The organism is Alkalibacillus salilacus, assembly GCF_030812915.1.
In the GTDB taxonomy this organism is placed as follows: Bacteria; Bacillota; Bacilli; order Bacillales; family Alkalibacillaceae; genus Alkalibacillus; species Alkalibacillus salilacus.
Map to the genome: position 1 here is coordinate 85269 of NZ_JAUSTQ010000001.1, position 14103 is coordinate 99371.

Below are 14103 nucleotides of genomic sequence, written 5' to 3' on the forward strand. Positions count from 1 at the left end.
ATAAAATTAACACAACTAAGTCTATTTGTTTAGAATATTTCGATTTTTATATTATTTACAAAAAAACAACCTACCCCTCAGGCAGGTTGTTTCGCTTCGACTTCAGTCGACTGTTCATATTTATTTTGTCGTGTGAGCCAATAAAAGATCGGCGTATCGATTGCAGCAATCAATAGTTTAATGACATATTGACTCAAGATCATCATCCATAAATTCGGAACGCTTCCAGCAAAAGCAATCGTAATAAAAATCGTCGTATCTACAAATTGCGATGACGCTGTACTTAAGTTATTACGCATCCACTTAAAGCGGTTCGACGTCATCTTTTTCACTGCGGAGAAAATATACACATCCACAAATTGTGATGTTAAGTACGCCGCACCAGATGCTAAGACGAAGCGAGCATTTTGGCCAAGCAATGTTTCATAAGCAGCTTGTGACTCTTGTGCAAACGGTGCAACTGGTAATAGCTGCCCGAAGTAAATCATGATACTTGCGAAAATTTGTGCCACAAAGCCGAATATAATCGTCTGTTTCGCTTGTTGTTTGCCATACTCTTCGTGAATCACATCGGTAATCAAAAACGATACCGCGTAAACGACAACCGCCGCTGGAACAACGAAGGTCTCACTAAATGCGACCAATTTCCCCGCTAATACGTTCGCAATGACGAGTGATGTCGCAAAAATAATATTTAATAAAATTAATTTCTGGTCTTTACTCATCACGGTCACGCACCGCCTTAGTCGACAGTTCGATACCACCGCGTGCCGATTGATGCACGGTTACTTCAACGTGCAATGGATCAATCGCATAAACAAAATCATCTGCAATTTGCGCAGCTAATGACTCGCAAAATGCCCCTTGATCGCGGAAAGACCATAGATAAAACTTAAACGACTTCGATTCAATGCACTTTTCATTCGGGGTATACGAAATTTCTACACGCCCGAAATCTGGTTGACCCGTTTTCGGACAAACCGCCGTAAACTCTAATGCATTAAATGATACCGTCTGAACATTCGGAGCCGGGAACGCTTCCTCTTTCAAAATCTCACGCCCATGCTCCACACTCTCAGGCCGTGGCATCGGCCCAGACCGAGGTAAATAATAATTCTCTGACATGTTTCTCATCTCCTTAGTTTTGATTAAGCAGGATTTCGCGAACTGCTCTAAACGTTTGCACAAATTAATATTCTATCAGACTTTTTCATTCATCACAATCTACTAACCCAAGAAGGAAAAATGATCGCGCTGATATTTCTAGTCAACTCGATGGTAAATTGTTCTCTCGCGATGGAATTTACCGTTACTCGATGGTTAATAGGCGTAGGTCGCTGGTAAAACTGATCAACTCGATGGTAAGCTTATCTCACTCGATGGTAACCCCATCTAACTCGTTGATAAACACACAGCACATGTCATCTTAATCTTCCATCACCTTCTCAACAAACCGCTTCAACACATGAATCGTTTGTACACAGTCACTCAAGGACGACCATTCAGCAGGATTATGACTAACACCATCTAAACTTTGGGTAAACAACATTCCCATCGGTACATAGCGGCCTAAAATCATCGCATCATGACCAGCGCCACTTGGTAGATAAAACGGGGCTTCACCTAGTACCTCACGCATAGCTTCACCCGCTTGTGATTGCATGTCAGCAGGAACTTCGACTGGCGCCACATTCATCGATTCTTGGATCGAAACGGTTGTACCATGGGCGTCACTCACTTGTTGAGCATATTCTTTAATCCGCTTCGATAATTCTTCTTTCCATTCTAACTTAATATCACGAATATCAACTGACAAAGTAACTTCACCTGGAATCACGTTCACGCCGTTCGGATCAACAGACAATTTCCCGACAGTCGCGACACCAGAATCACTCACTTGACCAGGAAAGTCTTTCACATTTAACATAAATTCACTTGCTGCGACTAACGCATCCGTCCGATCATTCATCGGCGTATTTCCAGCGTGACCCGCAACGCCTGAAAATGTCACACTTAACCACGTCGGCCCAGCAATGCCTGTCACGACACCAACGGGTAAATTACGTTTCTCTAGTTGTTTCCCTTGTTCAATATGAACTTCGATAAAGGCCTTCACATCATTCAAATCACGCTTCGATTTACGGAATCCATCTGGTGTTAAGCCTACATCAGCCAAAACATCCGTAAACGGACGGCCATTAAAGTCGACACGCTTCACTTCTTCTTCCATATCAAGTTCACCGACAACCGATTGACTGCCTAATAAGCCACCGTTAAAACGTGCTCCTTCTTCGTCGGTGAAGACCACGACTTCATAAGGAACAGTTGGTTTCACTCCAGCACCTTTCCAAGCTGAAGCTACTTCAAGTGCGCTCAATACACCCAAAGGCCCATCAAAATGACCACCATGCATAACACTGTCTAAATGAGAACCTGACACAACAGCTGGCCCATCTATCTCACCTTCTACACGGCCAAACACATTACCAGACCCATCGATATGTACGTTCAAGCCGTCTTCTTCCATCCACTGTTTCACAAGATTTTTCGCTTGCTTCTCTTCCTGTGAAAAAGAAATGCGACGGCATCCCCCTTCTTCTGTCATGCCAATCTCAGCTAATGCCGTTAACCGTTCAGCCACACGTCGGCTATTCACACCTGAATGATTAAGCGATTCATCAAGTCCTTCTATTAATCGATTTCGAAATAAGTCCACTTGTTGTTTAATTTGATCTTCCATTCCTATCACTCCTCTATTATCTATCTGCGCGATACTTTCTCCACGACATGACAGTCATTATAATCCCTACTATCATGCCGAGTCCAATTACCAAAGCTTCCCACGTCAAACCTCTTGTCAATAACAGATCAATAGTGCCAACGAACATCACAACCGTAAACCCACTGTTAGCAATCAAATTTTTCGTCGTTTGCCTGTAAGACTTTTTCATGAACTTTTCCTGAATAATAAGCATTCCAAGCACCAAAACCCATATGCTCATGGCCCAAATAAACATCATCGTCACCTCACGACGTCTCATGTTATATACCACTGTAATACAATCGTTCATCTTGTTAAAGACAAAATCGCCAAAACTTTCACACAAGTGACTTTTTTGCCTATTCACGTTATAGTAGGTACATCAGAATTTATGGAGTGACGGACGTGGGAAAGCTAAGCAAAAAACAACGTGCAGCTGAGCGGTTACAAAAAAATATCACAGCGCTTAGGTGTCCGATTTGTCATGAGACTGTGACTTTAAAAGATTATCAAAACATCATCTGTCCGAATCGACATGTCTTTGATTTAGCCAAACAAGGTTATCTTAATATGGCCAAACACTCACAGTCGACGATCTATGACACATCACTATTCAGTGCGCGCCAACGCTTGAACGAAGCTGGATTTTATCAACCTCTAGTCAATCAGCTCGATCAGGAGTTAGCAGATTTAGCTCCCAAAATTGTCTTAGACGCTGGTTGCGGAGAAGGATCTCATTTACAGCAGCTCAATAAACAACAAAACACCCCTTTTCCAATTGGCATCGACTTAGCTAAAGAAGGAATTCAACAAGCTGCTAAACACGATGAAGATGTTCAGTGGATCGTCGCAGACCTCGCCAACATGCCACTGACAAATCAATCGGTTGATGTGTTATTCAATATTTTATCCCCATCGAATTACGCCGAATTTGAACGGGTATTAGCTGAGGATGGTTTTGTCATCAAAGTCGTGCCTAATCAAGCTTATTTAAAAGAAATTCGTCAACAACTAGACCAAACCGATTACTCGAATACCGATGTAGTCAATCGATTCGGTGAAGCTTTTGATATTATCCGCGAACATCGCGTATTCGCGCATCAAGCATTAACTGAAGCTATGTTCCAGGATCTGATTCACATGACACCACTCACCCAAGATGCGGACATCAACAAGCTTCAGTACGTGCAACATGTGACACTTGATCTAACTGTGCTAGTCGGCCAAAAACGGTCTTAAAATCCAAAAAAGCCTACGCTAATTAAGCGCAGGCAATCGATCATTAATCTTCAACTTTGCGAAATGTCACAAAAACGAATAAAATAAAGCTGATGAGTAATATGGTTCCGCCAACGATAAAGAATACCGTAACAAAGGCTTCAGGTAACCCAAACGGATTCATGTAATATAACCACATGCCAATCGTTAGTCCGAACGCGCCGATAATCCCAGACCAGACATGGAGCGTCGTCAATAAAGACGGGATAGGGTTATACACTTTGTAAAACATCGACCATGAAAATAGGGTTAACCAGCCGACGAGTAAAATGTGGGCATGAATCGTACTGAAAGCGAGGCTTCCTGCTCCAGCCATGTGCGAACCAAGGATCGCGCCCACTGCAGCGAATAACGCAGATAGTCGTAATAATAGTTTGTTATAAGGCAAAATGGTTGTCCTCCTTTAAAAGGAAAATTCTACTATAACTAATAACACATGCTATGCTAATATATAACTTAACATACATAGCATCACGGAGGTATTATGATGAATGAAGATTTAGTGAAACAATTTTGGCAACAATTTATAAGTGATCGCCCGGAACTTGCCAATGAAGATACACCATATAAAGTTGAATATTTTGGTGACGGTGAAGCAATGGCACGAGAACTACTCGATTTAATTAAAGCAGGTGAAAAAACAGCCACTTGTTCACTTTACCGCATGTACGAATACCATGATGAAAAAGTCGCTGATGAAGGTAGCTTCAGCATCGTCACAGATTATCAAGGCAATCCAGAAGCTATTATCAGAGTGACAGATATCGATATCATCCCATTCCGTTCGATTCCAGAAGATATTGCGGAAAAAGAAGGTGAAGGCGACCAAAGTTATGAGTATTGGTACGATGCTCACGAAAACTTCTTTTCCCGTGAAATGGACTCAATCGGTGAAACATTTGAGGATGATTTACCCGTCGTTGTTGAACAATTTGATCTCGTTTATAAACAATAACCGTGCTGCTGCATGGTTATTTTCTTTAACAAAGGATGCGATCCCCCATGCTTAGAATGCGATTTTATTTGTATACATCATTTGTCCTGTTATATATCATCAACTTATTTGCGACAAATGAGTTGCTCACCTTCATACAAGGGGGCATTGGGTTAGTTGCTGTACTCTTTTCCATACATAATGCGAGTAAAACGTATCAATTAATTGGTATCATTTTTGCGAGTATCGGAGCAGGCTTGTTTATCATTTATGATTTACCGATCAGCAATCTATTACCTTATATGACTTCGATGGGGCTATTAATCTCGCTCTTATACCTAATTCCATTTATTAATCATTTTATGATCGTCGGGAAGTTTGACCAATCAATCTATCAACTTTTGCAGTCGAACACTCATCATCTCGGGTCCTTTTATGCAAAATCCTATTTAACGAGTTACATCTTAACGCTATTTATTTTCTTGTCTATGGTGCCGTTATCCTATCAGTTAGTCAAAGATAAAACAGCTCAATTCAATGACCGCTTAACACATGAATTCGCGACTCGAGCGATTTTACGGCCGCTTGCCACCGCAAATACTTGGAGCCCGATCGAAGTTTATATCGCGCTCGTCGTTGGGATAACGGGAGCTTATTATTTAGAATTGCTTCCCGTCTTACTTGGATTTTCATTGATAATGGCTGCAATTGATGTAGGTCTAGGTTACACACGTTATCGATCATATCAGTTAACGGATGAAAAGACTCACCAACCCGAATCACATAGCCAGTCATGGAAACACATAGGCTTACTCGGGTTATTTCTCGTGTTGTTTGTTACGACTGCTGCCATTACGCACAACCTGTTAGCTCTTGAATTTTTCGATGCGATTATTTTAACCATTGTTCCTTTTACTATCATTTGGGCACTTGCGATCAACCGTTTACGCACCTTTATTCATTACAATCGTGAAGTCTGGCACCAACAATTATGGACGATGCAAAATTTCGTCATGCTCTTAGTCCCGATCGGCTTCTTTAATGAAGTCGTCCAAGACACAGGTGTTTTCGAGCCATTATTAAATCAACTATCCTGGTTAGAAGAACAACCGCTCTGGTTATTTATCTTTATTTTCTTAAGTGCTGTCGTTCTAGCGTTTGCAGGGTTCCATCCGCTTGTCACACTCAGCTTACAGGGGATTGTGGTAACACCGTTTCTCGATACGATTAGCCCGCTTAGTGTTTCTATCGTGATGGTTATTTCAGTCGTAGCAAACGATATGACTGGAACATTTAATATTCCGATCACCATGCTTAATCAATATTTTAAACGCAATCCGTACCAGCTTACCCTCTGGAATATCGGCTACGCTCTATTATTTGGTGCAGTAGGCGTGGGCATCGCGTTGCTTTTTGTGTGATTCACTCTCTGAATTTATTAGATAAATCCTCTTATTTATTAAATAAGTCGACCTAATTATTAAATTAATGTGGTGAGAAGGCAATAACTCCGCGGAGTTATTGCCTTCTCACATTAACCTAAAAAACCTGCGCATGTATTGAACATGCGCAGGCTCTCAGCGTCCTCTATTATTTCAAATTAAATAACTCATCACAGTAAGCAGCCATAGCTGTATCTTTATCCGTTAATCCACCTTGATCAAAGCTAAACCATTTAATCGTCACCGTGGTATGATCAATGATGACATATGGGTGATGGTCCTTTGCTTCTGCTTGATTCGCGACTTGTCTAACAAAATCGACGCCTTTTAAGTACTCATCAAATTGAAAGTCTCGGCGAAGCATACCATCATCTAATTTCCATTCAGGTAATTGTTCTAATGTTTGTTTCACTTCAGTTTCACTTAATAGTGCCAACTTCAGTTCCTCCTTATGAACTCTTTTCAATATAATTTTTAATATATTGTAACTGTTCCCCATCTTCGCCTTCAATAATCTTCTTAATGAATGGTTTCATTAATTTATTGCGTAAACCTTTCGTTTTCATCATGACATCCAAGCGAATATGTGTCCCTTCTTCTACTTCAGAAAAGGTATAAATATATGTTAAATGTAACTGATTCTGATCGCTCGACACGACGAAAAGTTGATTTTCCTTCATCTCATCAATCGTCCATGTTGAATCCACTTTACGTCCACGCACTTGTCTCGTCTCAATCAATTGATCTCCCGCCGCTAAATCATCAACATGGTCAATTGACACATCAACAATATGGCTCGCTTCCGAGATATATTCATATTTCGTCACCACTTGATACACATCATCAACAGGTGCTTGAATCACTATTTCACGCGAAAAACTCAAACACGGTTCCTCCTTATCCCAACCATTAGGCTAGGCCTTTACGCTTCACCCAATTGACAGTTTGCACATAGTTTTGCAACTCATTAAAGTGAATCGGTTTTTGGTAGTAATAACCTTGATACCATTCACAATCCATTTGACTTAATACGTTAAGTTGTGACTCATCCTCAATCCCTTCTGCGACCACTTGTAAGTTAAGGTTATGCGCTAATCGGACAATCGATTCACAAATCATACGATCAACCATTTCCTGATGAATTTCGCGGACAAATGAGCCATCTAACTTGACGACATCAACTGGTAATTTCTTTAAATAATTAAGCGATGAATATACCGTTCCAAAGTCATCAATCCATAACTGAACCCCTAATTCACGCAACCGATCCATCACATAAATGGCATCATCCATGTCATTTAATAAAGTTGTTTCCGTTAATTCGACTGCTAATAAAGATGGAGGGAATCCGGTCTTTTCCAAGGTTCTTTTCAACTTCTCAATGAAATGGCGCTTCGTAATATGATTCGCAGACACATTAATCGTCAACATAAAGTTTTGACCTGTTTGATCAATTAACGACTTCATTTCACGACAAGCATACTCCGCCACATACTGATCAATCTCATCAATTAAACCTTCTTCTTCAGCAAAAGGAATGAATTGATTAGGTGGGATTACGCCTCGTTCTGGATGAGGCCAACGAACCAACACTTCGAATCCATAAACATCACCTGATTTATTCATAATCGGTTGATAATGCGGACGAATTTGACCTTCCTCAAGACCACGACGAATCATAAATAAATACTTTTCTCTCTCTGATAATGACTTCGGTGGGAGCATCGGTTCTGATTGTATGCCTGATTCTTCCCCACTATGACGTTCGTAAAAGTCATTCATGATTAAACTTAGCAATGCTTTATACGCTTCAACTAGTTTAAGTTCTTCATCTGTCGGCTCTTTGATATCAGATGAATACACCGTTAGCGCACCGATGACATCGTCACTTTCATGTCGCATGACAGGTAAGGACCAACACGATTGAATACCTAATTCATTAACTATCTGACGCCAATTATCCCAGTATGGATCATTATCAATATTTGATGAGACCGATAATGATTTACGAGAAACGGCATGACCACTTACACCAATTCCGTCTTGAAGCGGAACACCGTAATACTGATGTAATAAAGCTTCAGGAAAACTATAAGTGATCCCGTCAACGAAATAATCACCCGTTTCATTCAGTAACATAATCGACGCCTTAGACGATTCGAACTGGTCTTCAAAGTATTTAACAAGCTTTTTCAAAATATCTTTCAGTGGAGCTCCATCACATATATGCTCCGTTATGTATTCATACCCCTGCACAAACTTATCAGGGACTACCCCAACTGATTGTGTTTCGTATTCCCCCATTTATTAGAGCCTCCTCTAAAGTTGTTCGATTCTAGCCTGTTTCTACTATTGTATCGCTTTTCCAAGCTAATGAAAACGCTACATCCGTGTCTAATTCTGTTTTAATTTACGCCATAATGTCGAACGGTTGATTCCTAAACGCTTCGCCGCTTTAGATTGGTTATAATTCTCTTCTTCTAACACAGATTGAATCACTTGATGTTCAATATCCTCCAATGTACCTTCTAATTGATAGACTGATGTTGAACGAGGACTATATTTCTCTTGTAAATATTTTTTGACGTGCTCATATTTCAAGACATAACCCCGCTCCGCAAGAACGACTGATTTCAAAAACGATTTTAACTCACGGGCATGACCACGCCACTCATAGCGTTTTAATTCCTCAATAACATCGGTTTGAATTTTCATGACACTCGTCCCAAAATGTTGATGAAAATAAGCGGCAAACAATGTTACTAAACCTTTAAAATCTTCCGGACGATCTTCTAACGGGGGCACAAACACCTCAATACTTCGGTCAATTAATGGTGTATCAAACTGATGAACGACTGATTGATTAACCGATAGAACCACATGTTTATCCGCAGCTAACGCTTTCTGTAAAAATCGCCCAAGTACATGATAACGTTCAATAGACATTTGTGACAGATGACGCAAGTAAATCGTCCCTACTTCAGGCGATAGCAATTCATCCAAATACTCAAACTGACAACGACTTAAATCAACTTCTACTAATGTTTTACCCGACCAGCTCAAATGATGGATATAATGCGCGAGCAATCCACGGCCTGTGCCTGTCTCACCGATCAAAAAGAATAATTGATGCGCACTCACCCCATTATGAATGACGCGCATTACTGCTTGCATCGGGTCACTCTCAGCAATCACAGTCGGTTTCTGCTTCACACTAATCTGCTCCACCCAATCTAGTTGATTCAAAATATCATCATGTTGATTAAAATGTAATAAGAAATATAACGTTTCTTCATGTACGAAATGCTCCACTTTAACATCCACTTGTTGGTGACCTTTAATATAATATCGCCAATTAACTAAATAGTTAAAATCAATAGTCGTAGGAATTTGCGCCAACTCTGTATCATTAATAGGACAACGATCAAATGTATGCCAAGCTTCAAATAATATATCTCCCTGATCATCAATCACCATAACATCACGATCTTGGTGCTTAATAATTTTCGATAACATCTCTGTTCGGGAAAAGTTCCACTTGAAAAAGATGTCACTCGCTCTCGCCTCTTCTAAAGCATCAATAATCGTCTCTCGCCCTGTCTGAATTAGAAATGCTTCCATGCCGTGACGTTTTGCTGATTCGACAATTCCAACATCTCCAATGACGACTTGATAGCCCAATTCACGCACTTCATAAACCATTTGTTCAATTTCGTCAATCGAATCAATCGTAAATAAATCCACAGATAAATCGAGTAGATCAATAACTGCTTGTGCTCCACTCAACATATTCGGATAGCCAATCAGTGCTTTGGTTTCATTGAATTCGTGTGTCATCATTAAAACACGCAAGATATCGTAACCTGACATGGTCACATCAATCACCGGGATACGTGTCACATGGCGAAGTAATTGTGCTGTCCCCCCTCGACTGATAATAATATCGTAGTTGTCACGTTCTGCCCGTTTCGCAATCTGCGCACCATCTTCCATATTTCCAACTTCAATTGAGATTTCAATTCCCTCTACTTCTGAACTGCACTCTTCAATAACCGTGACCATCGATGAGTATGGAGCAATAAATTTTATGTATGTGCTCAAAATAACAACACCTCAATTTTCAGTTAGTCAAAAAACACCTTATATATTGCAATATACAACATTTGAGCTGAAATTTCGATTATTTTAAAATTTTTCAATCGCTCAAATCACCAGCAATGAATAGGTTTAGACCCTTATCTCCTTATTGGGTTTAGGACTGCAGCTGTTGACATTATATATAATACGTTTAAAATGTATTATATAAATTAAATAAATTGATTACCTGAACGGAAGGTGGCGATCAATATGAGCGAAGATTTAAATCGCGTTCATGAATCCGAAGACGTTATGATCAGTGCTATTGCGCAATCCATGACAGTATATGGCGTATCCGCTTCAGTTGGACGAATATACGGCGTCCTATATTTTTCCGACGAACCACTAACTTTAGATAATATTAAAGACCAAGTTGCTATGAGCAAGGCCAGTGTCAGTAACGGCATTCGCGAACTCATCGAAACCGAAATGGTGACGAAAGTTTGGAAGAAAGGTGAACGCAAAGATCACTTTATCGCTGAGAAAGATTTCTTAAGAAACTTCCTTACTTATTTCGTCAAAACGTTACGCACTGAACGCAACCTGATCCATAAAGCAATCGAACAAACTGAACCAATTTTTAACGAGGTTGCCGAAAATGCTAACGATGACCAAGCTGAACAAATTGCAAATCGCGATATGGAACTAATCCAGGACGCAAAGGACTACTTAAACTGGCTCATGCGTCTAGCCAATTCATTCGAATCAGGCGATATATTTAACCATTTACCTAAACATGATGAAAAGGAGAACTCAAATGACAAATCATAAATCAGCTTTAGTATTAATTGACCTACAAAAAGAATCTAACTTCGGATTAGATGACATGAATCACGTTTTAGATAACGCTCAAAAAATTATCCCAGCATTTCGCGAGGCAGATATTCCGATTATCTACACTCGACAAATCAACCGTGAAGACACTATCGGTTTATCAAAAGACGAACCTTTAAATGAAGATGGCACACCTTATTTTTATAATGACGCTACTGACCAAATAGAAATTTTCGATGAAATTCAGCCCTCAGAAAATGATGTCGTAATTAATAAATATCGTTGGAGCGCTTTTTTCGATACAAGCCTTGATTTAATGTTGAAAAGTTTAGACGTTGAACACTTATATATTGGCGGTGTCGTAACTGATGGGTGCTTAATGACGTCCGTATTTGACGCTTATTTCCGTGATTACCAAATCAATTTAATTCATGATTTATGTACAGCTAGTAATGAAGGAGCGCACCAAGCGGCTATGCTCAACATGACTAACTGGGTATATAACTTGAAAATATTTAGCACTGATGAACTGATTAAGAAACTAAACGGCAAAGAATACAATTACTTCAAAGCCGATCAAGTTGATCAGATGCAATTCACAGCAGACACAATGGAAGCTAAATTTAAAGAAATCACTAATCCACAGCAGTCAACTACCGATTAATCACGGTAGATTGATATAAATATTAACATCACTTATTTCAATCACTTTGTAACATCACACAATCTATTACAGGAAAGGGAGATTTTAAACATGAAGAAGCTTTTAGCAATGAGTGCACTAATTTTAGTGCTAGTGCTAGCCGCTTGCGGCGGTTCTTCAGAAGAGGGAAATAATGGAGAAACAGAAGGTCAAGATAGTAACGAACAGACAGAAGAGAACAGTAGCTCAGAAGGTAATAGTGAAGATGCTGAAAAAGGGGAAATTGTGATTGGCCAAACATCATGGTCAAGTACAGCACCTCCAACTCAGATTGCGAAAAGCATTTTAGAAGAAGTTGGGTATGAAGTTGAAGTTACACTACTCGATCAACCTGTTATTTGGGAAAGCATGGCAAATGAAGAAATCCATTTCTTCATGGATGCTTGGTTACCATATACTGAAGAAGCCTTATGGTCAGACTACAAGGACGAATTACAGAAAGTATCAACAAGTTACGAAGAAGTCCCTCTTGGTTGGGTCGTTCCAGAGTATGTTGATGCTGAAACAATCGGGGACTTAGAAGGCCGCGGCGAAGAATTTGACGGTGAAATCCTAACAATCGGTGAAGGTGCCGGCATTGTTGAACTTTCCAAATCGGTTATGAATGATGAAAATTATAACCTAGACGGCTTTGAACTTAAGCCAAGCAGTGAAGCAGCGATGCTAGGTGTTGTCGATCAGAAAATCAAAAATGAAGAACCATTCGTCTTCACTGGTTGGAGACCACACTCAGTATTCGCGAAACATGACCTTAAATTCCTAGAAGACACTGAAGGTCACTTCCAATATGACAACGTGTATGTCTTATCTTATCAAGGCATCCAAGATCAACCACAATACTCAGAAGCGTATGATATCCTATCAAACTGGGAAATCAGCGTTGATGAACTTGAAAGCATGATCCAAAAAGCTGAAAACGAAGACGCAAGCTACGAAGATCTTGCACAGCAATGGATCGAAGACAACCGCGACACAGTTGATGAATGGATTAACAATTAAGCGATTAACAATTCCTCTAAATTGTTGATTATATTGAAGAAAGCCCTCCGCCTGCGCGAAGGGCTTTCTGTTTTGTTAGACAATCTACTTAAATTGTTAAACATTCAACCTAGATTATGAAACAATCTAATTGAATTGTTAAACAATGTTCGCTCATTGTTTAACAATAACCACTAAGTGTCTAACAATCCGAGAATTCCCCAGGAAATATTCACATCTTGTCATCGCTGAATATATTAAAGCGATCCCAGACATTTTCTAGTTCTTCTAAATGTTGCTCGATTTCAGCACTTTTCTCATGTCCCACCGCCGTAATCAAAGCATTAATCAAACTCAACGGCGCAACAAAGGAATCGATCAATGACGACATATCGCTACGAGCAAATAACGCTATATCTGAATATGGTACAAGTGGGGATAATTGATTATCCGTAATCGACACGACTTGAGTACCACGGTCATGCGCAAAAGACAATGCCTCTACTGTACTCCTTGTATAACGAGAGAAACTCAAACCAATTACGACATCATCTTCATCGATTCGAAACAATTTCTCTGAAATACCATGTGGATTCCTGATTAACTCCGCATTTTCCAACATGACATCGAAATAAAATTCCAAAAATGATCCGAGCGCAACAGCACTCCGATTGGCCACTATAAAAATCCGCTTCGCACCAACAATTTTATCCACGACTTTTTGAAAATCATCCATATTCAATTGCTGTGACATTTCACGAATGCGCTCAACCTCTTCTTCAAACATTTCCATCGTCGCTTGACTTTCTTGATCATACATATCTTCTGAGATCCGCAATTGCTCGACTGTCGTCAACTGCTTTTTCATCGCCTCTTGCAACGCTTTTTGAAACTCAGGATACCCACTATAGCCTAAATAAGTAGCAAAGCGATACACTGTCGCCTCCCCAACTCCAACTTGTTTCGCTAATTCGCCAACCGTTAAAAAAGGGACAGAATTCATATGGCCCATCACATATCGTGCAATTTCCCGTTGTGATTTACTCATATCTTGAAGCTTGCTTTGAATCACTTCATATAAATCAGCCATATGATC

The 14103-nt window shown here is 39.9% G+C and carries 16 protein-coding genes; 6 read left to right on the forward strand and 10 right to left on the reverse strand.

Features of this window, described 5'->3' with window-relative positions; translation table 11 throughout:
* Positions 1 to 77: 77 nt before the first annotated feature.
* From J2S77_RS00420 to J2S77_RS00435, 4 genes are all read right to left on the reverse strand, one after another.
* Positions 78 to 725, reverse strand: coding sequence for a queuosine precursor transporter (locus J2S77_RS00420; protein WP_306974195.1), 648 nt, complete (start codon positions 723 to 725; stop codon positions 78 to 80).
* Positions 718 to 1125 (reverse strand): preQ(1) synthase, encoded by a 408-nt coding sequence (queF, locus tag J2S77_RS00425; protein ID WP_167261178.1) that lies wholly within the window; start codon positions 1123 to 1125, stop codon positions 718 to 720. Before queF ends, J2S77_RS00420 begins: the two co-directional genes overlap by 8 nt.
* A gap of 301 nt (positions 1126 to 1426) precedes the next feature.
* Entirely contained in the window at positions 1427 to 2740 is a 1314-nt protein-coding gene (locus J2S77_RS00430) for a M20 family metallo-hydrolase (RefSeq protein WP_306973606.1), read from the reverse strand.
* Positions 2741 to 2756: 16 nt separating this feature from the next.
* The gene (locus J2S77_RS00435) at positions 2757 to 3041 is read right to left on the reverse strand and encodes a hypothetical protein (protein WP_306973608.1); all 285 of its coding nucleotides are present in this window, start codon (positions 3039 to 3041) and stop codon (positions 2757 to 2759) included.
* 125 nt (positions 3042 to 3166) lie between these two features.
* Here J2S77_RS00435 and J2S77_RS00440 point away from each other — a divergent pair, with 125 nt between their 5' ends.
* Complete coding sequence (locus J2S77_RS00440) at positions 3167 to 4000, forward strand: methyltransferase domain-containing protein (RefSeq protein WP_306973611.1); 834 nt, start codon at positions 3167 to 3169, stop codon at positions 3998 to 4000.
* A gap of 43 nt (positions 4001 to 4043) precedes the next feature.
* Here the strand turns inward: J2S77_RS00440 and J2S77_RS00445 are convergent, their stop codons facing one another.
* Positions 4044 to 4427, reverse strand: coding sequence for a hypothetical protein (locus J2S77_RS00445; RefSeq protein WP_306973613.1), 384 nt, complete (start codon positions 4425 to 4427; stop codon positions 4044 to 4046).
* 99 nt (positions 4428 to 4526) lie between these two features.
* On the opposite strand from J2S77_RS00445, the gene J2S77_RS00450 reads away from it, so the two are divergent.
* Both J2S77_RS00450 and J2S77_RS00455 read left to right on the forward strand, forming a co-directional pair.
* Entirely contained in the window at positions 4527 to 4994 is a 468-nt protein-coding gene (locus J2S77_RS00450; RefSeq protein WP_306973615.1) for an ASCH domain-containing protein, read from the forward strand.
* Between the two features lie 47 nt (positions 4995 to 5041).
* A complete protein-coding gene (locus tag J2S77_RS00455; protein ID WP_306973617.1) occupies positions 5042 to 6394 on the forward strand; it encodes a hypothetical protein in 1353 nt (450 codons plus the stop codon).
* Between the two features lie 169 nt (positions 6395 to 6563).
* Here J2S77_RS00455 and J2S77_RS00460 read toward each other — a convergent pair whose 3' ends face one another.
* From J2S77_RS00460 to J2S77_RS00475, 4 genes are all read right to left on the reverse strand, one after another.
* Positions 6564 to 6851 (reverse strand): 4a-hydroxytetrahydrobiopterin dehydratase, encoded by a 288-nt coding sequence (locus tag J2S77_RS00460; RefSeq protein ID WP_306973619.1) that lies wholly within the window; start codon positions 6849 to 6851, stop codon positions 6564 to 6566.
* 13 nt (positions 6852 to 6864) lie between these two features.
* Positions 6865 to 7299, reverse strand: a complete 435-nt coding sequence (locus J2S77_RS00465; protein ID WP_306973621.1) for an SRPBCC family protein — start codon at positions 7297 to 7299, stop codon at positions 6865 to 6867.
* 25 nt (positions 7300 to 7324) lie between these two features.
* The gene (locus J2S77_RS00470; RefSeq protein WP_306973623.1) at positions 7325 to 8719 is read right to left on the reverse strand and encodes a sensor domain-containing phosphodiesterase; all 1395 of its coding nucleotides are present in this window, start codon (positions 8717 to 8719) and stop codon (positions 7325 to 7327) included.
* Positions 8720 to 8809: 90 nt separating this feature from the next.
* Positions 8810 to 10516 (reverse strand): sigma-54-dependent transcriptional regulator, encoded by a 1707-nt coding sequence (locus tag J2S77_RS00475; protein ID WP_306973625.1) that lies wholly within the window; start codon positions 10514 to 10516, stop codon positions 8810 to 8812.
* 246 nt (positions 10517 to 10762) lie between these two features.
* Between J2S77_RS00475 and J2S77_RS00480 the strand changes: the two genes are divergently transcribed.
* The 3 genes from J2S77_RS00480 to J2S77_RS00490 all read left to right on the forward strand — a co-directional run bounded on the left by J2S77_RS00480 (position 10763) and on the right by J2S77_RS00490 (position 13028).
* Positions 10763 to 11323 (forward strand): GbsR/MarR family transcriptional regulator, encoded by a 561-nt coding sequence (locus tag J2S77_RS00480; RefSeq protein WP_306973627.1) that lies wholly within the window; start codon positions 10763 to 10765, stop codon positions 11321 to 11323.
* Positions 11310 to 11990, forward strand: coding sequence for a cysteine hydrolase family protein (locus J2S77_RS00485; RefSeq protein WP_306973629.1), 681 nt, complete (start codon positions 11310 to 11312; stop codon positions 11988 to 11990). Before J2S77_RS00480 ends, J2S77_RS00485 begins: the two co-directional genes overlap by 14 nt.
* A 90-nt stretch (positions 11991 to 12080) precedes the next feature.
* Positions 12081 to 13028, forward strand: a complete 948-nt coding sequence (locus tag J2S77_RS00490) for a glycine betaine ABC transporter substrate-binding protein (RefSeq protein ID WP_306973631.1) — start codon at positions 12081 to 12083, stop codon at positions 13026 to 13028.
* A 211-nt stretch (positions 13029 to 13239) separates the two neighbouring features.
* Here the strand turns inward: J2S77_RS00490 and J2S77_RS00495 are convergent, their stop codons facing one another.
* Positions 13240 to 14097 carry a MurR/RpiR family transcriptional regulator gene (locus J2S77_RS00495; protein WP_306973633.1) on the reverse strand — a complete coding sequence of 286 codons (858 nt, stop codon included), beginning with the start codon at positions 14095 to 14097 and terminating at the stop codon, positions 13240 to 13242.
* Between the last annotated feature and the right edge of the window lie 6 nt (positions 14098 to 14103).

What these genes read in the sequence shown, in the direction of transcription:
- J2S77_RS00420 (WP_306974195.1), bottom strand. Translation starts at nt 725, where the DNA reads ATGAGTAAAGACCAGAAATTAATTTTATTAAATATTATTTTTGCGACA.
- queF (WP_167261178.1), bottom strand. Translation starts at nt 1,125, where the DNA reads ATGTCAGAGAATTATTATTTACCTCGGTCTGGGCCGATGCCACGGCCT.
- J2S77_RS00430 (WP_306973606.1), bottom strand. Translation starts at nt 2,740, where the DNA reads ATGGAAGATCAAATTAAACAACAAGTGGACTTATTTCGAAATCGATTA.
- J2S77_RS00435 (WP_306973608.1), bottom strand. Translation starts at nt 3,041, where the DNA reads ATGAGACGTCGTGAGGTGACGATGATGTTTATTTGGGCCATGAGCATA.
- J2S77_RS00450 (WP_306973615.1), top strand. Translation starts at nt 4,527, where the DNA reads ATGAATGAAGATTTAGTGAAACAATTTTGGCAACAATTTATAAGTGAT.
- J2S77_RS00455 (WP_306973617.1), top strand. Translation starts at nt 5,042, where the DNA reads ATGCTTAGAATGCGATTTTATTTGTATACATCATTTGTCCTGTTATAT.
- J2S77_RS00470 (WP_306973623.1), bottom strand. Translation starts at nt 8,719, where the DNA reads ATGGGGGAATACGAAACACAATCAGTTGGGGTAGTCCCTGATAAGTTT.
- J2S77_RS00480 (WP_306973627.1), top strand. Translation starts at nt 10,763, where the DNA reads ATGAGCGAAGATTTAAATCGCGTTCATGAATCCGAAGACGTTATGATC.
- J2S77_RS00485 (WP_306973629.1), top strand. Translation starts at nt 11,310, where the DNA reads ATGACAAATCATAAATCAGCTTTAGTATTAATTGACCTACAAAAAGAA.
- J2S77_RS00490 (WP_306973631.1), top strand. Translation starts at nt 12,081, where the DNA reads ATGAAGAAGCTTTTAGCAATGAGTGCACTAATTTTAGTGCTAGTGCTA.
- J2S77_RS00495 (WP_306973633.1), bottom strand. Translation starts at nt 14,097, where the DNA reads ATGGCTGATTTATATGAAGTGATTCAAAGCAAGCTTCAAGATATGAGT.